The organism is Alphaproteobacteria bacterium, from assembly GCA_025210155.1.
Classification (GTDB): domain Bacteria; phylum Pseudomonadota; class Alphaproteobacteria; order Rs-D84; family CASDRH01; genus JAOASE01.
Window position 1 is genome coordinate 108,261 of record JAOASE010000010.1, and the last position, 19,682, is coordinate 127,942.

The 19,682-nt window shown below is 31.3% G+C and carries 17 protein-coding genes; 10 read left to right on the forward strand and 7 right to left on the reverse strand.

Annotated features, from left to right (window positions below; all coding sequences use genetic code 11):
- Window positions 1-25: 25 nt before the first annotated feature.
- From N4A44_04090 to yihA, 8 genes are all read left to right on the forward strand, one after another.
- Complete coding sequence (locus N4A44_04090) at window positions 26-3,340, forward strand: hypothetical protein (protein ID MCT4552822.1); 3,315 nt, start codon at window positions 26-28, stop codon at window positions 3,338-3,340.
- 93 nt (window positions 3,341-3,433) lie between these two features.
- The gene (locus N4A44_04095) at window positions 3,434-3,925 is read left to right on the forward strand and encodes a hypothetical protein (protein ID MCT4552823.1); all 492 of its coding nucleotides are present in this window, start codon (window positions 3,434-3,436) and stop codon (window positions 3,923-3,925) included.
- A gap of 213 nt (window positions 3,926-4,138) precedes the next feature.
- Window positions 4,139-5,302: a glycosyltransferase family 4 protein gene (locus tag N4A44_04100; protein MCT4552824.1), complete on the forward strand. Its 1,164-nt coding sequence runs from the start codon at window positions 4,139-4,141 to the stop codon at window positions 5,300-5,302.
- Between the two features lie 117 nt (window positions 5,303-5,419).
- A complete protein-coding gene (gene rnpA, locus N4A44_04105; protein MCT4552825.1) occupies window positions 5,420-5,872 on the forward strand; it encodes a ribonuclease P protein component in 453 nt (150 codons plus the stop codon).
- A gap of 167 nt (window positions 5,873-6,039) precedes the next feature.
- Complete coding sequence (gene yidD / locus N4A44_04110; protein MCT4552826.1) at window positions 6,040-6,279, forward strand: membrane protein insertion efficiency factor YidD; 240 nt, start codon at window positions 6,040-6,042, stop codon at window positions 6,277-6,279.
- Complete coding sequence (yidC, locus tag N4A44_04115) at window positions 6,279-7,937, forward strand: membrane protein insertase YidC (GenBank protein MCT4552827.1); 1,659 nt, start codon at window positions 6,279-6,281, stop codon at window positions 7,935-7,937. The genes yidD and yidC overlap by 1 nt, the downstream gene beginning before the upstream one ends.
- A 323-nt stretch (window positions 7,938-8,260) precedes the next feature.
- The gene (locus N4A44_04120) at window positions 8,261-8,680 is read left to right on the forward strand and encodes a hypothetical protein (protein ID MCT4552828.1); all 420 of its coding nucleotides are present in this window, start codon (window positions 8,261-8,263) and stop codon (window positions 8,678-8,680) included.
- A gap of 177 nt (window positions 8,681-8,857) precedes the next feature.
- Entirely contained in the window at window positions 8,858-9,481 is a 624-nt protein-coding gene (gene yihA / locus N4A44_04125) for a ribosome biogenesis GTP-binding protein YihA/YsxC (protein MCT4552829.1), read from the forward strand.
- Window positions 9,482-9,557: 76 nt separating this feature from the next.
- Here yihA and N4A44_04130 read toward each other — a convergent pair whose 3' ends face one another.
- Both N4A44_04130 and ruvC read right to left on the reverse strand, forming a co-directional pair.
- Window positions 9,558-9,947, reverse strand: a complete 390-nt coding sequence (locus N4A44_04130) for a hypothetical protein (protein MCT4552830.1) — start codon at window positions 9,945-9,947, stop codon at window positions 9,558-9,560.
- Between the two features lie 406 nt (window positions 9,948-10,353).
- Window positions 10,354-10,830, reverse strand: a complete 477-nt coding sequence (gene ruvC, locus N4A44_04135; GenBank protein MCT4552831.1) for a crossover junction endodeoxyribonuclease RuvC — start codon at window positions 10,828-10,830, stop codon at window positions 10,354-10,356.
- A gap of 138 nt (window positions 10,831-10,968) precedes the next feature.
- Here ruvC and N4A44_04140 point away from each other — a divergent pair, with 138 nt between their 5' ends.
- Window positions 10,969-11,313, forward strand: coding sequence for a hypothetical protein (locus N4A44_04140; GenBank protein MCT4552832.1), 345 nt, complete (start codon window positions 10,969-10,971; stop codon window positions 11,311-11,313).
- A gap of 392 nt (window positions 11,314-11,705) precedes the next feature.
- Here N4A44_04140 and N4A44_04145 read toward each other — a convergent pair whose 3' ends face one another.
- The 5 genes from N4A44_04145 to N4A44_04165 form a co-directional block, all read right to left on the reverse strand.
- Window positions 11,706-12,374, reverse strand: coding sequence for an OmpA family protein (locus tag N4A44_04145; GenBank protein ID MCT4552833.1), 669 nt, complete (start codon window positions 12,372-12,374; stop codon window positions 11,706-11,708).
- A gap of 74 nt (window positions 12,375-12,448) precedes the next feature.
- Complete coding sequence (locus N4A44_04150) at window positions 12,449-13,651, reverse strand: NAD(P)/FAD-dependent oxidoreductase (protein ID MCT4552834.1); 1,203 nt, start codon at window positions 13,649-13,651, stop codon at window positions 12,449-12,451.
- Between the two features lie 109 nt (window positions 13,652-13,760).
- Entirely contained in the window at window positions 13,761-15,497 is a 1,737-nt protein-coding gene (locus tag N4A44_04155) for a hypothetical protein (GenBank protein MCT4552835.1), read from the reverse strand.
- 170 nt (window positions 15,498-15,667) lie between these two features.
- Complete coding sequence (locus tag N4A44_04160) at window positions 15,668-16,549, reverse strand: DsbA family protein (protein MCT4552836.1); 882 nt, start codon at window positions 16,547-16,549, stop codon at window positions 15,668-15,670.
- Between the two features lie 102 nt (window positions 16,550-16,651).
- Window positions 16,652-18,106 carry a U32 family peptidase C-terminal domain-containing protein gene (locus N4A44_04165; protein ID MCT4552837.1) on the reverse strand — a complete coding sequence of 485 codons (1,455 nt, stop codon included), beginning with the start codon at window positions 18,104-18,106 and terminating at the stop codon, window positions 16,652-16,654.
- 165 nt (window positions 18,107-18,271) lie between these two features.
- Between N4A44_04165 and N4A44_04170 the strand changes: the two genes are divergently transcribed.
- Window positions 18,272-19,273, forward strand: a complete 1,002-nt coding sequence (locus N4A44_04170) for a DUF2806 domain-containing protein (protein ID MCT4552838.1) — start codon at window positions 18,272-18,274, stop codon at window positions 19,271-19,273.
- The last annotated feature ends 409 nt before the right edge of the window (window positions 19,274-19,682 follow it).

A 19,682-nucleotide genomic window follows, 5' to 3' on the forward strand; every position in this document is an offset into this window, starting at 1 on the left:
CAATTCTCATAAAAGGAATATTAATATGTCATTAGAACTAAGAAATGAAAAAATAAATGATATTAAAAGTCTAGAAAATTTAAGCTATGACGATCTTTTAGTTAAAAAGGCTTCTAGAGCAATTGGCTTAATTAAAGATGCTAGAAACAAAGCAAAAAATACTCCTGCTTATGATGAACTTCATAAACTTCATAATTCTATTAAAGACACAATAGACAATATCAATGATGTAAATCTTGAAAATAAAAAAGATACTAATATTGAAAAATTAGAATCACTTATCTCTAGTGAAAAAGTTAACGACCTTTTTAATAAAGAAAGAAAAGATAGAGAAGAAACTTTAAACGTTATCTTCAACAGAATCGAAAAAAACATTGAAAAACTATCTCAATTAGATGAAAACCATCCTGAAATAGAAAACCTAATCGACATCCAAGATACTCTTACTAGATCGACAAAAGGCGACACAATCGATACTGTTTTCACTTCTGACTTAAACAACATTAAGGCCCACTTAAAAGCTCAAAGAAAAGCAGTTGATTTAAAAATAAAAGGCTTTAATAAATTAGAAGAAAAAGCTCCTATCAAAAAAGAATATTCTACTCCAGAAGTTAAATCTTCATCTCTTGATGAACAGCTGGCTATATTCCAAGGAATAAATACTAATGACAACAACGAATTAGTTTTAGTGCAAGCTCAAATGGCTGTTGAAGCATTAGATATGGCTACAAACAAATTAGAAGAACAAGGTAAGGCAGTTCCTCACGAACTTATCTCTTCTGTCAAAAATGTAATTCTTCAACAAATAAATATTATTAACACAGAGAAAGATCCTAAAAAAATTGCAGAAGCTCAAAAAGCTTTACAAGAAACTCTAGATGAAAACTATTTAACAAAATCTAGTAACGAACTACAACTTAAAAAGACTTCTACTGACATAAGCCCTGCTCTAGGAATTATGCTAAAAGAATCTGGTGTTAATATTTCAGAAACACCTACTCATAAAAGAATAGAAGAAAAATTCAACGAGTTCGAAGAAATAGTAAGTCTATTAATTGAAAGAAGCGATGCCTTTGCTCTTGAGAATGAAAAAGACGAAAGAATTTTCAAACTACAAGATATTAGACTTGTAATAGAAAATATGTTCAACAAAGGAATGCTTTATTCTATCGAAAAAATAGATACTAAATCCCTTAAAAACATTCTTAAAAATTTATCAATAGCAAGTCCTGAAATAGTAGCTGAAGGCGATATAAATATCATAGGTAATGGGAATGGAAAAATCTCTGATCAATTTGATGCCGAAGATGTTCCATTCGAAGAAATAATTGAAGATAATGGAAATAAACCGCTTCCAATTTCTGGGAGAAAAGATGGTGAGTTATCTCCAACTCCTTCAGAAAACCCTGAAGATGAACAAGATGGTCCTTTAGCTGGACCTGCAATACCTCTTCCAGAAGGTAAAAAAATAAGTCCTGAAGAAATTGAAGACCCTGAAAAATTGGGCCCTGCTCTAGACGAAGAATTTGCTCCTAAATCATCTACCGAAACAAAGGATGAGGAAGAACTAAGTACTGAAGAAATGCTTAAAAGAATCTTCGCAAACAGAGATGAAATTCTAGGATACCTTAATCACTACGAACAAAGAATTAATAGTGAAAAAGTATTCGGTAAAATAATAGAAATCATGAGAGCTAAAACAGAAACTATTTCTGAATTAGAAAACAATGATTACGAAAATACTGAAGAATTCAAAACAAGCATTAAAGAACTTCTAGAAAAAACATCTGAAGCATTTGACCTAATAGATGAATATAAAAAAGGTAACGTCAAAGAAGCTGATGAATTTAACCACTTCAAAGATATTTCAAGGGTTATAAATCAAATCCCTGCCCTTATTGAAAAACTAAGAGAATTCATGACTGAAAAAGAAATTGAAGATCTTAAATATCAATTAGGTGAAATAATAACAGATAAAGAATTAAATAAAAATTTAATGTTCAGAATATTAACTGCTGATCCATATGCTGCAGACAAATTCAAAAACGGAGCATTAAAAATCACTGATAAAAAAGGTGAAGTAGAAGATAGCTACAACGAATTCGAAGGTAACAAAATAAGTGATCTTTCTGTTCTAGAAGAAAAAGATGGAAACATCATAGAAAGAATAGAAAAAGACAACAGCGTTTCTCATCCTAAAATCGTAGCTTCTACAAACAGCTCTAAAGGAACTAAGAAAGAAACTACTATAAAAGCAGTAACAGAACTTCTTAACCACCTATATGAAAACGATCCTGAAACACCTATTAAATTATTAGTTAATAGTAAATTCAAAGAATCTCAAGAAGCTGCAATTGAAGCTATTGACCAATGGGTTGCTGATCATGAAAATGAAGGAATTGATCATTCTCATATCTTAAACTATGCTGACCTAGTTGCTGCCGTTGAAGGTAAACCATCTAAAGAAGGAAAGAAAGTAGAAGAAAAACAAGAAGAAAAAACTGTTGAGAAAACACCTGAAGTATCTCCTACTCCTTCTAATAAAGAAGAACCTAAAGTTGAAACTCCTAAAGAAAATTTCACTGCTACAGAATTAAGAGACTTTGCAAGAAATCTAGAAGATAGTGACGAGAATCTAAACAAAAGCAGAATTAGAGAAATAAAATTAATTGCTGAAAAACAAGTTAGATTTGAAAAAGGAGAAACTATTAGAAAGAAAGGAATTTCTCAAGAAGAAATAAATTCTTTATACAAAGAACTTCTAGGATTATCTAATCCTGTTGAAAATACAGAGGAAGGTAAAGGAACTGAACCAACTATTTCAACTCCAAATGAAGAAGAAAATAATAGCGTTTCTCTTGAAGAACTTCAATCTCTTATAACAGATATAAGCACTGATAAAGAACTTAATAAAAAAGTTAAATCAGAACTTAAAAAAATTAATAGAAAGATTAAAAAACTAAGAAGAAATAAAGACGTTTCTCAAGAAGATATAGATAACATTTTCAACAACCTTAAAGCTATTGAAAAAGCAATTGAGCTAATGGATGATAATGAAAAAGAAGATAGAAGTAAGTTCTTAGACGCTTTAAATATAATCTTCCAAAAGCAACCTAAATACTACGAAACTTATAACATTGAGCATAATGGTGAAGGAAACGTTGTCACTAAAAGTACTTACAACGAAGAAGGAGCTATAAATATCCAAAGCTCTGATGCTGAAGAAGGAAAAGAAAAATTAGAAGGAAAATTAAGCGAAATTACTAAAGTTCAAGAAGAAGAAAATAAAAAAGCAAAAGAAGCTCAATTAATAAATAGACAATACAATATAAGAGCATAAAAATACTGAAATATATTTTTTCTTGACAAAAGTTTTCATATTAGCTAGTGTTTAATTATTATTACTGATGTTAAACCTTAAAAAAATAATAACATGTGGAAATTTTCATGGACTCGAAAAAAAGAAGAAGCCGAGAAAAAAGCTAAAGAAGCTGAACAAAAAGCTACTAACCTCCAAAATGAGGTTGATGAGTTAAAGAAAAAAATGAATGAAAATGGTTTTTCCCCTGATGGACATTCAAAAGTCGAATTTTCTCAAAGTGATATCGGCGTTAATGACCACGGAGGTGAAGGCGACATTGAAATCGAAAACTCTTTAATCAATGGAGAAGACAGTGTTAACTTTGTTAGTTCCAAAGCAACCGAAAGAGCTGTCAAAGGAATTAAACAAACTGGTAACCTCCATGTAAACGTTTCAATCTCCAAAGGACAAAATAAGTCTGTCATAATTGGAAACGGAGTAGTTAACAAAAGTCATGCATTCAACGTTTCAGATCAAACAAAACCGGAGGTCTTGAAAGAATTAGCGAATATCATCACTCTTAAACAGAGTAGAGAAGAAAAAGAAAATGAAGAAGCCGACTAATATCGAATTCCGACTTTTCCAAACCTAACCCCCGCAAGGGGGTTCTTCTTTTCCCAAACAATTCAACCGATTCAAATTAACTCCCCTCACCTAACAAACGAATCGCCCTATAAAAATAAGAATAGAAACAAACACTTAACATACGCATCTAAAAAAACCTTTACAACACCCAGAAATTCCCCTATAATAAAGAAAATTCAAGGGGAAAAGTAGATGACTATTAAAGACTCAAATGAAAGTTTACCAAGTACAAATATTCTTATCGTTCTAAAAGATTTAAATGACATTCAAGAAGTAACATATGTTAAAGATCTTGCAACATTTCTAAAATCTCAAGACATTAATCCTGTAATCATTTCAAACAAAGGACCTCTTATTTCAGAGTTCGCTAGACATGGATTAAAACACATCTACGCACCTATCAACAAAACAGGTTTCTTTAACGAAAGAATCAAAGCCAGACTTATTGAAAAAATTTGTGAAAACGAAAACATTCATCTAATACATAATTTCTCAAGATCTGCTGTTAAAGCAACTTTCAAAGTTCACACAAAACTATCACTTCCTTTAATACATAGTATGAACAAAGTATATAAAGGAAATAAAAGATTTAACGCCGGCTTGCTAAAAAGTGACTTCACTATAACGGCTTCAGAATACATCAAAGAAAAAGCTATACATAAGTATAAAAACTACATCCAAGACAAAAAGAATCTTGTAGTAATCAACAACTGGGTAGACACTCTTAAATATTCTAAAGCCAGCATCAGTGCTGCAAGAATAGAAAATGTTATTCAAAAAATAAATCTACCTGAAGATAAAAAGATAATAATAATCCCTGAAGACATAGAAAAAGAAAGCGGATTAAAAACTATCCTTAGCGCAATCAAAGAATCTGAAAATAAAGATAAATTCCTAGCTCTAATAGTTGGTAAAGTTAAAAATGAAAAATACCTTACTGCTCTAGAAAGAATAATTAGAGAAGAAGGACTTGAAGAAAGCATAAGAATCTCATTCAATTCAGAAGATTTCCTAGAACTTCTTGCTATGAGTAACCTAGCTATCTTCCCATCAAAAATTAAGAAATATACTAACGATAGAATCACTAAAGCACAAAGTATGGGAGTTCCTGTAATTGCCAACGACAGAGGTGTTAATAACGAACTTATCGTAGACGGACTTACTGGTTTCATAATCGATGATAAACATGTAGAAGACATAACTCTAGCAATAGATAATATTATAACTATGGAAGAAATGAACTCTCGTAGATTATCTATGGAAAGTTTAAAATTCGCAAAAGTAAACTTCGAATATAAAACTAAATGTGCTGAAATATTAGAACTATATCAAAAAGCAATAAAGTTTTATAAATAATTATAAACAATTTAAAATACAATAGTGGGAATAAATTTCTCACTATTTTTTTATAAACATTTGACAGTCCGCTAAATGAAACTATATAATAGAGGTATAAAGTAAAGGGTAAAAAAAATGAAAAAAATGCGTTTTCAAAAATACACAAGCCACATAATCCCTCTAAAAAGTAGAGTTAAAGATTTCTTAAGAATCTCTCCTGTTAAATCTACAAAAGAATTAAAAAAATACAAATTAGAAGGACAAGAATTCAAAAGCTCTTCTTGGACTAGCGAAGGATTTTCAATAAGCGCTGCCAAAACAAGATTTGACGACAAACATTTCCACGTAGGCTTCATAGCAACAAAGAAAAGTATCTCAAAATCAGCCGTAAAAAGAAACAAAGCTAAAAGAATTTTAAGAAGCCTAGTAAACGAAAATATAGATAGAAAAAATCCTGATCTAAAAAACTTTGATTTCACTTTCGTAGCAAAATCAAAAATATTAGAACTAGATAGATCTAAACTTGAAAAAGATTTCAAATGGGCAATGGATAAAGTAATCAAAAAATATAATGAAGAACATAAGTAGGATTAAAATGAATTCTTCCACACAATACTTATTATATTTTTAAGCAAGTATTTTGTGCGAAGATTAGTAAATTAGATTTTAATTTTTAGGAGTTTATAAAGAATAAATGACTAAAAATTAATAATTGATAATTTGCTTAAAATTCGTGCAAAAGACAAAGGTTAAAAATGAATAAGATAGCAATATTTCTCCTAAAATTATACCAAAGATTTATATCTCCATTAATTGGGGGTAAATATAGGTGCAAATTCATACCTACTTGCTCAGAATATAGCAAAGAAGCATATCAAAATTACAATTTTTTAAAAGCCTCTTTACTTACAGCAAAAAGGTTGCTAAAATGCCATCCATGGAATAAACATTCGGGTTACGACCCTTTAATAAAAAAAGAAGAAAAGAGAAAGTAATGACTAACAAAAATCAATTAAATAAAGAAACACTTAAAAAAAGCCTGATGAGAGGCTTCTTATACGCAACATTATTCACAATCATATTCCAATCTTGCGCTAAAAAAGAAGACATTAAACCTGTTGTTTCTAGCGAAATATCAACTACATCTGAAATCAAAAAAGAAAGAATTCCTTCTTCATTCAAAAACGAAAAAATCGAAGCTGAAATCAATCTAGTTGGCGGAAAATTAGACTCCCTACTTCTTAACGAATATAAAGAAACTTTAGAAAAAGAAGATAAACAAAAACTTTTCTCTCCTAAATACACAAACAAAGAAGAAAACAAAGAATACTCTTACTTAGATTTTGGTATCTCTGGTCAAAACATAAACTTACCAACATCTAACTCAACTTGGAAAGTTATCAAAGAAACTGAAAACTCTAAAACAATCTCATGGGCAAACAAAGAAGGTATCAAAATAGAAAAAACTTTTTCTCTTGCAGACGATTACCTTATCGAAGTTTCTCAAACAATTTCAAACAATACAGGAAAAGATATTTCTGTATTCCCTTACGCAATAATATCTAAAAAGATAGATACTGAAAATAAAAACCTAAGAGCCTTCTCTGGTTTAATAGATTTCTCAAGCAGAAGTCTTGAAAAAGAAAGATTTGAAAACATCAAAGATGAACCATTCTCTAGAGTTATCCAAGAAGATAAAACTTGGAGTGGTTTCTCAGACAACTACTTCGCAACAGCTTTCCTAATGGGATCAAACGAAGCTGCTAAAAAACAAGAAGTTAAAGCATTCTTAAGCAGAGAAAACGAAGAAGAAAAATCTGAAACATACCAATTAGACTACACATATGAAACTCTAACTGTTAAAGCAGGTGAAAGCTTCACTGTAACTGACAAAGTATTCACTGGTCCAAAAGAAAGGTCTATCCTTAAAGACTATTCAGAAAAATATGGAGCTCAAAACCTAGATCTTCTTATAGACTACGGATTCTTCGCATTCTTCTCAAAAATATTCTTCTCAGTAATAGAATTCCTATTTAATAACACAGGATCTATCGGCTGGGCAGTTATACTATTCGCAATATTCATAAAAGTATTGCTACACCCTATTTCTAAAAAATCTATGGACTCTATGGCCAAAATGAAAAAACTTGGACCTGAAATGAAGAAAATCCAAACATACCACAAAAACGATAAAATGAGAATGCAAATGGAAATGGCCGCTCTATACAAAAAACACCAAATAAATCCATTATCAGGATGTCTACCACTATTAGTTCAATTACCTATCTTCTTAGCCCTTTATAAAGTGCTTATGAACTACATAACATTAAGACACCATGAATTCCTTTGGATCCATGACTTATCAAGCTTCGACCAAACTAGCATATTCAACTTATTTGGATTACTACCATTCACACCATGGACTTGGTTGCCTAACCTAGGTATATTGCCAATCCTAATGGGTGTAACAATGTTCTTCCAAATGAAGATGCAAGGTCAAACAGCTACTATGACACCAGAACAAGCTAAAGTAATGAACATAATGCCATTCATCATGATATTATTATTCGCATCACTTCCAGCAGGTTTAATATTATACTATGTAGTATATAACGTGTTAACAATAGCCGACCAAGCTGTTGAAATTAAGTAGATTTCAAAAACAAAGTGAATTGAAATCGTTTACGTATTACCGAAAGCAAGGATTTTAATCCGCCAGCGTCGGAACTTAAGTAGATTTAGAAGACTTTTTAAAGTCGCAATAAATCGTTTACGTATTACCGAAAGCAAGGATTTTTAATCCGCCAGCGTCGGAGATAAAAAATAAGAATACACTTCCCCAATTAATTTTGACCCAAATTTCTCTTCAGAAAGTTGTAAAATAAAATTAATTTTAAGGGAATGTATACTTTAATACATGATCGAAAAATTATTATTTTAAATTTTGCAAATTTATGTGATAAAGGAGATGTTAAAATGGGAAGTAAAATATTCAAAAACGAAATCCTTGTTAGAGATAAAAGAATAAAATTCTTAGAAGATCTAGGCGGTAGATTAGAAACTAAAAAACTCTCTAAAGAAGAAATACAAGATCTTCTTAACGACAAAATTCTTGAAGAAGCTAAAGAATTATACGATGCTATTAAAAGTAAAGATAAAGAAGAAATCTTAAAAGAATATAGTGACGTGTTAGAAGTTTTAGATAATATGAAATTTTACCTAAGCTTAACTGATGAAGAAATAAACAAAGTTAAAGACTATAGAAAAAAAGAATTTGGCGGATACAAAGAAGGTTCATATATAGAAACTATAGAAATAGACGAAGACAACCCTCTTATAGACTATTATCTAGCAAGACCTGAAAAATATCCAAAAATAGATAAACAAAAAGATTAAACAAAAAATAATCCACACAAAAAATTTTTTAAACGGGCAACTTTTTCAAAGATTTTGTGCGGATAGAAGTAAAAATGATTTTTAAATTTGGTATCGTGTATAAGTAATACTCGATCGCCAAAGAAAAAAATTATTTATTACGATTAGCCCGTGCAAAAGATTAAAAAAGGAAGTAAAATGAGTAAAGATCCAGCATATAAAACATTCTTCAAAGAAAAACCTAAATTCATAGGCTCTTTCCCTGCACCAGATAAAATCAACTTCAGAGGTGGCGCTGAAGTAGCTTTCATAGGTCGTTCAAACGTTGGTAAATCATCATTAATCAATGCACTTACAAAATGCCCTGGACTAGCAAAAACATCTTCTACACCAGGAAGAACTAGAATGATAAACATGTTCCTTATGCATGAGAATTTTACACTAGTAGATCTTCCAGGATACGGATATGCAAAGGCATCAAAGAAAGATATTGAAACATGGAATCGCAACACTAGAAATTATCTTCTAGGTAGAATCGAACTTCAAAGAGTGTTCCTTTTAATAGACGCAAGACATGGTATCAAAGCAACAGATATTGAAAGTATGAAAGTATTCGACGAAGCTGGAGTGAACTATCAAATCATACTAACAAAAGCAGATAAAATTTCTAAAAAAGAACTTGAAAAAGTTATAGTTGATACTGAGCAAAAAGCATTAAAACACCCTGCTCTTCATCCAACAATTTTATGGAGTTCTTCTGAAAAAGGAGATAACCTAGATGAAGTTAGAAAAGTAATTCACGAGATTTTCAAAGCTCAATAAAACAACTTCACATCAGTGAATCAAAACATTAAAAAGGAGTCGCAACCCATTGTTACGACTCTTTTTATTTTAAAAATTATTCTTTTTTAATTGAATCAATTATTCTTCTGGAAAAGAACCCAAGCTTGTGCCATGGATACCTTCCATGAAACTCTTCATCAAGAAGAGTGAAGTCTCCTTCATCAAAATAAATCTCAATTTCAGCAATCCCATCCAAATGATAAACGCCCATAAATTTATCATCCTTAGAATGCTTCCAACCATTCAACAAAATTCTATCCTCTGGAAGAATTTCTTCTCCATTAGAATTAAAACTTTTAAATGTTTTTAAAGGAACCATCAAAGCAAAATCTGTCTTAAAAAATTCGGGATTATTTGAATTTTGTAATTTAATAATTATTCCATCTTCAAGGGTTTCCATAAACAATCTGTCAGAAACTTCCTTTTGAAATTTAATCTTTAACATCTCGGTTTAAATTTAAAATTAGTTCCCACATCCTATTAAAGAACTATTTCAAAGTCAAACAAATAAACAAAATCAAATCTCTCAAAAAATAATTAAACAAGAATTTTGTGAAACTGGAAGTAAAAACAAAATATTTAAGAATTTAAATTCTAGGAGTTTTGTTATAAATTATTTAGATAGGAAGAAAAAAGGTTGCGACGCGTATAAATAATACGTGAAAGTTCTTTTTTCAAAATATTTTTAATAAAAATTATTTAATTATATTTTCAAAGTTTTTCATAGTTTATATTAGATAGAAGTAAAAATGATTTTTAGATAAAGTATCGTGTATAGGTAATACTCGATCGCTTTAAATAAAAATTATTTATTACGATTAGATAATGTGAAATATGGGAAACCTATAAATTTAAAAGCGTCTATAGTTCGTAGTATGAGCTATAGCAATCGCCAAAGCATCGGCAGAATGCTCAGAATCTATCTTATCAGCAGTAGGTAACAATATCTTTATCATAGTCAATATCTGATTTTTATCAGCATGCCCTACACCAACAACTGACTTCTTAACAAGATTAGGAGTATACTCCATCACAGGCAAACCATTCATAGCAGGAACCAACAAAGCAACTCCCCTTGCCTGCCCAAGCTTCAAAGACGTCTTTGGATTTTGATTTACAAAAGTATCCTCCACAGAAACAAATTCAGGCTCATACTTCTTTATAACCTGATCCAACTCTTCATAAATCTTTTTCAAACGAGAAGATAACTCATCCTTTGATGACGTTTTAATAGTCCCATTAGCAATATAGCGCAACGAAGAACCATTATGCTCAATAACACCCCAACCTGTATTCAACAATCCTGTATCAATACCTAAAACTATCATCAAAACTCCTCTCTTTATAACTTTCCCCCATTATACAACAACAAGAACAAACATGCAACATTTTTTTTATTTCCTATTGACAATAGTAAATACATAATTAATATACATTATATTAATAATATTATTAAACCTAATAAAATGAAACAATTTAAAGTAACTCTCAACCACTTAACTAAAGAACTTAATATCAAAAACTGGACTATATGTATAGGTGAAGGCGATCTACCAGCTGAACTACAAGTAAGGTTTAGTGATAGAAAAGAAATTTTCAGAATGGAAGTTTTTACCAACAAAAAAATGTATAGAAGTTATACCACTCCTGTACCTGAAAAAAAATTCCATCTTGAAACAACGTTCTTAAAACAAAAACCTCAAAAATATATGTTAAAAAGATTTCAAAAATTTTTTAACTTTATTAAAATAAACTACCATCATGCTTGGAAATTCAAAGAAGCTGAATGGGCGGTTGAAAAGCTTTATTAAACTAAATTTTAAAAAACTCCTCGAAAATTTCAGAGGAGCTTTTTTTATATCTAATAAGTAAATCATCTAAAAACTCAACTCTTAGAGTTTTAATATAAACAATTTCCTTATATTAAAAAATCCCCGCCTAAACGAAGATTTTATTTTTTTCCAATAAACACGTATTTTAAATACTTTCATCAAGTAATCTCTCAACAAAACGTTTTGATAATTTTGCTTTAGATAGAAGCGAAAATGATTTGGAAGTTTACAAAATAAGTAAGATTGAAAAAAATTTACTTCGTAACAATCTGTTTACGTTTTACCGCAAGCAAGGATTTTTAATCCGTAGTGGCGGAATTAGTAAATGACATAATCATTTATCGCGATAGATGAAGTAAAATCTTCAAAACCTATTTACCCATTGGGACAAGCTTAATCTCTACCCTTCTATTAGCCTCTCTACCTGCAGCAGTAGAATTGCTCATGATTGGCATAGTTTCACCATAACCTTGAGCCGAAATTCTATTACCAGCTACACCTCTAGCAGATAAATAAGCACTTACACTGTGAGCTCTCTTTTGAGATAAAGTCATGTTATACATATCACCACCAGTGCTATCTGTATGACCTAAAACAGCAACATAAGTCTTATCAAACTTAGCAATAACCTTAGCAACAGAATCTAAAGTCTTATAAAAACCTGCGTTAATATCAGCAGAATCTGTAGCAAAAGTAATATTACTTGGCATAACTAAATTAATATTGTCGCCTACTTTCTTAACTTGCACACCAGTAGAAACTAACTCTTTACGAAGTTCAGCCTCTTGAGCATCCATATAAGCACCATAACCACCACCAAGAGCAGCACCAATCAATGCACCTCTAGCAGCACCTTTACTTCTATCTGAAGTAGTCAAAGCACCAATCGCAGCACCAGATAAAGCACCAATACCTGCACCACTAACCCAGCTAGCAGTTTGATCTTCACCTGTATAAGCATTTTGAGTAGTACAAGCTGTTGTCAAAGACAAAGCACCTACAAGAGACAAAACTGTAATTCTTGAAACAAATTTATTCATATGATTTCCTCCTTATTTTACATATGATTATATGCTACAAGATAATCTTTTCAAAATCAAAATAAATTTCAATTTTATTCTGAAACTATATCCTTAGCACAAACAAATGCTGACGACCACGCCCATTGAAGATTGTATCCTCCAAGACATCCCGTAACATCTAAAACCTCCCCTACAAAGTATAGCCCCTTAACCAAAGAACTCTCCATAGTCCTAGAAGCAACTTCATCAACACAAACTCCACCGCGAGAAACCTCCGCAGTATCAAATCCCATAGTATCCAACGGCTTATACTGCCACCTATTTAAAAACTCTCCTAATAATCTAAAGTCTTTATCAGCACAATTAGCCAAGTCACTATTTCCAATCTTAAAAATTTCCATCAATCTAAATACAAACTTCTTAGGCAATAACTCTATAAGAACCTTATCCAATTTCAACTTAGGCTTTTCAGATTTCAACTCTTTCAAATAATCAAACAACTCAATAGTTGGTAAAAAATTCACCAATATAGAATCTCCCTTCTTCCAAAACAAAGATGATTGCATAGGAGCCGGACCACTTATACCTCTATGAGTAAACAATAAAGAATCTTCAAATCTCTTTCCATTAACCTTAACAGAAACCTCAACCGGAGTTCCAGCTAAACATTCAAACATTCTTAAATCCTCAACAGACGATTTAAACCCAACTAAAGCTGGTTCTAACTTTACAACACTATGTCCAAAATTCTCTGCCAACTTAGCTCCAAAGTCAGTACCACCAATCTTAGAAAAAGACTTGTTACCTAAAGCAACAACAACTTTATCCGCAACAAACTTTCCATTTAAAGTTTCTATAACAAATTCATCTCCAACTTTATCTACAGATAGAATCTCCACTGAATATTTAAATGAAACTTTCTCACCACATCTATCCATAAGAAAGTCAATAATAGCAGAAGACTTCCCATCCGCAAACAACTGCCCTTTATGCTTTTCCGTATATGAAATACCCTTCTCTAAAAGCATTCCAACAAAATCATAAGGACCAAACTGCTTCAACGCAGAAATACAAAACTTCCCATTCTGAGAATTATAAAAATCTCTAGTAGCACCAACATTAGTAAAATTACATCTTCCACCACCAGAAGCCTTAACTTTTCTTAAAGGCTGATTTCCATTATCCAAAACCAAAACTGACTTATCAGATTTAGAAACAATTTCTCCAGCACAAAAAATACCAGACGCACCTGCTCCCAAAACTACAACATCATATTTATTTTTACTAATAACCATAACTACCTCAAATTAAATCAAAATAAATATATCACATAGATTAAAAAAATCTATTTAAAAATCCCCACAAAATTGCAGGGAATTTTTATTACATAATTAAACAAGTATCTTAATCTTTCTTATACTCATTTAAATCATGAAAATTAACCATAGGCATACACTCAACAGCAAATCTTCTACCTAAATCAGGATTAAAGCCAGAACTAACATTTGAAGATGGAGTGTAGCTTACAGCTCCTGCTTCAAAACATTCTGATATAGAAGGAGTTGATGAATTAACAACCTTTGGATTCAATAAGAAACCTTTACTAACATTAGTAAATACTCCATTTGAAGTAAAACAAATTTCATTTTGTTTTAAATTTTTACATTGAGCATAACAAGTGCCATTATCTTCAATATAATCTCCTGAACAAGTTACATCAGTAACGCAAACACCACCCTCTATATGAGTACCCGAAGCACAACAATTAGCTTCTGTAGTAGAAACCCACTGCTCAGAAGTACCAGAAGGACATAATGATTTAGTTTGTTTCATTTCACAAGTATCATTAGATGAATTTATTCTATAATCTGTTGTATTAGTCCAAGGTCCTTCTGTACAAACAGCAGTACAAGATTGACCTGTTAACACAGCACCACTTTCAACACCTGATGGATTTTCATAACCAGCATTACAGTTACAACCATTTTTCATAGCATTTCTTGAAGAATTAGCAGGACATGCCTTACAATCAGTAGAAGCCGATGAAGTTGCACTAGTAGTATATTCATTTCCTCCACAAGCATTACAACTAGTTTCTAGAAATGTATTATTAGCCCTATAAGAACCATAACCACAAGCCGTACAAGAACCACCTACACCAGTTCCTTTATATCCAGGAAGACAACCACAAGCAGAACCATTATCATAAAGACCTGTTGAATAATCACAAGATCCATCACAATGATCTTCTTCTGTAAAACCACCCTTATCAGTTTCTAAAGAAGGATTACAATCAGCCACACAAGATGAACTACCATCATCCCAATGATAATTTGCTGCACAACATTTATCTTTATCACCTGAATAACCTGAGCAATTAGCACAATCCGCTGATAAATCACTTCCTCCACAATTATTATCATCATGTTGCATACAACTAGTACCACTCATACTATAACTATATGAAGGTGAACAATTTGACTTACAAGCCCCTGTAGTTGCGTCTGGAGATTTTCCAGCTTCACAAGCACAATCATGCATATCTTCATTCCAATTTCCACCAGAAAGAATACAAGCTTCGTACTTAGATGCTCCACTAAAATCTTGAGTAGTAGACACTGTACTACCATTCGAAACATTACAAGTAAGAACACAAGGTGTAAAAGGAACTGCTGCATGCCCAATATCATTTAAAGTAGCTGTAGAATTTGGATTACAAGTTATAACTCCAGTATAATCATTACTACCACCTGGATTTCCTATCTCACCACAATTTTCTCCTTCAAAATAAAGATCTACCAAAGCCGAATAATAAAGAGGATTTGGATTTGTATCATCTAAAGAACTTCCACTAAAACCTGTCCCATCAAGAGATTGTTTCTCCGGTATAGTAGTTCCCTTAAAAACTTGAAGAGGACTATTTTGCCATTTACAAACACAATCAGACTGAGCACTAGGATGTTTAGCAATAGTAATAGTTCTCTCAACGTTTGTACCAGCAGTAAAAACGATATCTCCCGTCATATAAGGATTATTATAACTAGGATTTGAATCCGCATTATTAGCGGCATTAACAACATCGATAGTCGAACCTATAATAACAATAAAACCTAAAGCTAATTTACTAAATTTTTTAAACATAAGGAATCTCCCCTTAAATAATTTCCCTCAAAACATATAAAAAAGTATAACCAATTTTTTAAACAATGTAAAGAGTTAAAAAATCGACCCACCCCCAGAAGTCATTGATTTGACTCAAAAAAAGGACCTGCAATTGCAAGTCCCTCTAATTTAATAATTTAAATAGCTACTTATTTAACCATTTCAATCATTCTATCAGCTGGCATATAACCACCGTAGAATTTACCATTAATGATAAATGCAGGTGTACCTCTGATACCTAAGTCTCTAGCAGCTTTTTCAGATTTCATTAATTCTTCAGCAACTGTTTGAGATTCCATATCGCTTTTGAATTTTTTAACATCTAGACCAGCTTTTTTAGCAACTCCAGCGATAACATCAACAACAACTTTATCTAGTTCTTCTTGAGATTTAACGTTTTGAGCTTTAGCTTGAACTTTAGCCATTACACCACCTTCGATCAAAGCATAGTACATATCAGCACCTTTATCTTGACCTTGAAGAGAAGCAGCAACATTAGCTTTAGCCATTACAGATGAAATTGGTGACATAATAGGGAAGTTTTTAAGAACAACTTTAACTTCTTTATCAGCAGCAATTAGTTTTTTAACATCAGCAGCAGCTTTTTTACAGTATCCACAGTTAAAATCGAAGAATTCGAAAACAACTTTAGAACCATTAGGGTTACCTAAGATTGGAGCAGTTTTCCAGTTAGCTTCTTCTTTAACGAAATCTTTAACGTTACCGTGTCTAGCTTCTTCTTCTTTTTGTTGAGCCAATTCTTGACCTTTTTGAAGAGCTTCGATAACTTTTGTTGGGTTAGCTTCAATTGCTTTCATAACAGCATCAGTGTTTCCACCTTTACCACATGAACACATCATAGCTAGACCAGCAACTAATGCTAAAAATGGATAACCATATTTCTCTAACATTTTTTTGTGTTTTGAAAGTTTGTGAGTTTTAGTAGATCTATGTTCAGGTTGTCTAATTAAGTATACGAATAAACCCAAAAGACCTAGAGCACATATCTTCATTAAAATACATACAGCCATTTTTTCCTCCTTATTATTATTGTTAAAAAACCATATTAAAATAAATAATAGTATTTTGAAATTTAATTGCAAGGCAAAAAAAAGGGAGATATTGCTATCCCCTTATTTTATCTTAGCTTTCAGTTCATCTTCGCCAGATGAGTGCTTCTCTAAAAACTCTATATCAGAATCAGTTAAAGGCAGCTTCTTTCTAGCCAACGAAAGTTCAGGTAGAATCGATTTAACGTCTTTAATACCCAACTTCTCAAATTCAGCAAAAGGAATCATTATAGCTTTCTCATGTCCAGCTGAAACTTTTTCCTCTAATTCCAAACCATTTTTAAAGTCAATCAACTTATCAAGCTTCATAACAATTGGCTCATATTGAACTGGAGACAAGAACTCAATCTCATCGCCTTTAAACACTGTATTTCTAAGCTCAAACACCAATGAGTCTTCAGTAAACTCTCTCACAAAACCAGCAACTCTATAAGCTCCAGTAGAACGAGTAGTCTCATAGTTATGAGCAACATTAGTCAACTTCCCATCGAAGAAACCTAAAGTATAACCTCTATTTTGTAGAGTATGAAGCTCGGGCATATACTTTTGCGCATCCCAATTCTCAGGATCAGCATAATAATCATCTATAGCCTTTCTATAAACCCTAGCAACAGAACCCGCATAATACTCAGATTTATTTCTACCTTCAATCTTCAAAGAATCTATACCAATATTCAATAAAGTATCAAGACGAGGCATCAAACACATATCACGAGAATTCATGATGTAAGAACCTTTTTCATCCTCTTCCATAGCATAAAACTCACCAGGTCTTTCTTCCTCTTCTAAATACACTTTATACTTCCATCTGCATGAGTGAGCACACTTACCTTGGTTAGCCCCTCTCTCAGCCATATAATTAGACAACAGACATCTTCCAGAGTAAGCCATACACATAGCACCATGTACGAAGTATTCTAACTTAATATCTGGAGACATTTCTCTAATCTTAGTAATTTCTTCACCATTAACTTCTCTACCAAGCACACAAAGTGATGCACCTTGCTCTTTCCAGAAATCAACCGTAGTCCATGAACAAACATTCGCTTGTGTAGATATATGTAATTCCACACCAGGACATTCTTTCTTAACATAATTAAACACACCTGGATCGGCAATAATAACACCATCAGGTTGTACTTCATTTATAACTTTAGTAAAATGAGGTAATCTATCAATATCCGCATTATGAGAATAAAGATTTAGAGTAAGATATATCTTCTTACCGTGCTCTCTAACAAATCTAGCACCCTCTTTTAAATCTTCTAATGTAAACTTAGATTTAGATCTAAGTGAAAAGGCTGGTGTCCCAGCATAAACAGCATCCGCACCATAAAGTATAGCAGTCTTTAATCTTCTTAAATCTCCTGCTGGCATAAGTAATTCAGCTCTATGATTTTCGGGTTTTTTATAAGTAGACCTTTTGCAACAAGTCTCAGATTGTGACGAACAACTTCCGTCATTTTCATTTTTAGAACCACATCCACATGAATGTGCATTTTCAACATTTTTTACCATTTTAATACTCCTATCAAGTCCAAGTTGAAGGTTAATTTACCCCCGAGTATAACCAATAGAAGAAAAATGTAAAGAAGAAAGAAAATATACCAACTTCCAATTGCAATTTCCCCTTGACTCAAAAATATATTCTTTTATAGTAAAATTAAAAGAAGGAAATTAAAAATGATAAAAAATATAAAATTACCTGAAAGTAGTGGTGAAGGTCTTGGAAAAGGATTTCAAGCGATAGGAACTGGAATTGGAAATATATTAAATATACCACCATATATAGCTAAAAAGATAATAGACGGAAGTTGTTGTATTGCATCTCCCCTAATGGAAAAACAAACTCAAAAAGCAAATATAATCAAAAATTTAACTTTATTAGAAACAATACAATTAAGAGAAAATGAAAACTTAAATAAATTTGCACTTAAAACAATAAAAAAACTATCTGAAAAACCTAAAAATGAATTACCTGAGAAAATAACAGATACAGATAATACTATTAGAATAATGAACCTAGCAAAAGAAACCTCTGATGAAGATTTTTTAGATTTCTGGGCAAAATTATGTTCCGAGGAATTCTGCAAACCAAATAGTCTAAGTAAAAAAACATTAAATTTAATCTCAAATCTAGATAAAAAAACAGCTCAAACTTTTGAAAAAATTCTTAAATATTGTGATATAGAAAGTGGAATACTTTTTACAGGACATATACAAAGTGGAGTTTTTATGAATGATGAAAGTATGGCATCAATAAACGATCTAGATACTCTAAAAGAATATGGACTCATAATGGAAAATAAATTAATAGCATATTCAGAAAATGAAAAATTATTTAAATTAGATTTTAAAAATTTTAAAGCTATTTTTCATTCAAAAACAGTTTTTCCATACTCATTATATTTAACAAGTTCTGGTCTTGAAATACAAAAAATACTCAAAATATACCCTAATAAATATGATATTAAAAAAATTTATGAAAATATATTAAAAGCAAAAAGTAAAAACTTTATTTTTAATGACAAAAAGTACCGCAATATAAATATTATTAATAATGATTATGTTAAAATTATAACAAACAATGGAGAAATAATATTACCTGAAAATTCAAAATCAGAAAATATTAATGATTATATAAAAAGGACTATAAAATATATTGAAGAGAATTTAAATAAATAATTTTTTTCAAGTATTTTGTGCGGAGGGAAGCAAAAATGTTTTTCAGATTTGGTATCGTGTATAGGTAATACATGATCGCCAAAGATTAAAAGCATTTCTTGCACACATTCCGTGCAAAAGACGCCTTAAAAAAGAAAAAACCGGGTAATTAGTCCGGTTTTTTTCTTAATATAAAACATATAGTTATTGATGATTCATTCCTTAATAGCGTCCTTATCTTCCAAAAGTAAAAACATCAACAAATTATATAAGATAATCTTCGAAATACACGTCTTCTGTAGTAATTAGCTACGACTTATATTTCACATCAAAAATCATTACACCAGTTTAATATACAAATAGACCCCGTTGCTCTTAAAAAAACTGTAATTGCAATTTTAATAAAAGAACAAAATCCATAAATAAACTA

What these genes read in the sequence shown, in the direction of transcription:
- N4A44_04090 (MCT4552822.1), top strand. Translation starts at nt 26, where the DNA reads ATGTCATTAGAACTAAGAAATGAAAAAATAAATGATATTAAAAGTCTA.
- N4A44_04095 (MCT4552823.1), top strand. Translation starts at nt 3,434, where the DNA reads ATGTGGAAATTTTCATGGACTCGAAAAAAAGAAGAAGCCGAGAAAAAA.
- N4A44_04100 (MCT4552824.1), top strand. Translation starts at nt 4,139, where the DNA reads ATGACTATTAAAGACTCAAATGAAAGTTTACCAAGTACAAATATTCTT.
- rnpA (MCT4552825.1), top strand. Translation starts at nt 5,420, where the DNA reads ATGAAAAAAATGCGTTTTCAAAAATACACAAGCCACATAATCCCTCTA.
- yidD (MCT4552826.1), top strand. Translation starts at nt 6,040, where the DNA reads ATGAATAAGATAGCAATATTTCTCCTAAAATTATACCAAAGATTTATA.
- yidC (MCT4552827.1), top strand. Translation starts at nt 6,279, where the DNA reads ATGACTAACAAAAATCAATTAAATAAAGAAACACTTAAAAAAAGCCTG.
- N4A44_04120 (MCT4552828.1), top strand. Translation starts at nt 8,261, where the DNA reads ATGGGAAGTAAAATATTCAAAAACGAAATCCTTGTTAGAGATAAAAGA.
- yihA (MCT4552829.1), top strand. Translation starts at nt 8,858, where the DNA reads ATGAGTAAAGATCCAGCATATAAAACATTCTTCAAAGAAAAACCTAAA.
- N4A44_04130 (MCT4552830.1), bottom strand. Translation starts at nt 9,947, where the DNA reads ATGTTAAAGATTAAATTTCAAAAGGAAGTTTCTGACAGATTGTTTATG.
- ruvC (MCT4552831.1), bottom strand. Translation starts at nt 10,830, where the DNA reads ATGATAGTTTTAGGTATTGATACAGGATTGTTGAATACAGGTTGGGGT.
- N4A44_04140 (MCT4552832.1), top strand. Translation starts at nt 10,969, where the DNA reads ATGAAACAATTTAAAGTAACTCTCAACCACTTAACTAAAGAACTTAAT.
- N4A44_04145 (MCT4552833.1), bottom strand. Translation starts at nt 12,374, where the DNA reads ATGAATAAATTTGTTTCAAGAATTACAGTTTTGTCTCTTGTAGGTGCT.
- N4A44_04150 (MCT4552834.1), bottom strand. Translation starts at nt 13,651, where the DNA reads ATGGTTATTAGTAAAAATAAATATGATGTTGTAGTTTTGGGAGCAGGT.
- N4A44_04155 (MCT4552835.1), bottom strand. Translation starts at nt 15,497, where the DNA reads ATGTTTAAAAAATTTAGTAAATTAGCTTTAGGTTTTATTGTTATTATA.
- N4A44_04160 (MCT4552836.1), bottom strand. Translation starts at nt 16,549, where the DNA reads ATGGCTGTATGTATTTTAATGAAGATATGTGCTCTAGGTCTTTTGGGT.
- N4A44_04165 (MCT4552837.1), bottom strand. Translation starts at nt 18,106, where the DNA reads ATGGTAAAAAATGTTGAAAATGCACATTCATGTGGATGTGGTTCTAAA.
- N4A44_04170 (MCT4552838.1), top strand. Translation starts at nt 18,272, where the DNA reads ATGATAAAAAATATAAAATTACCTGAAAGTAGTGGTGAAGGTCTTGGA.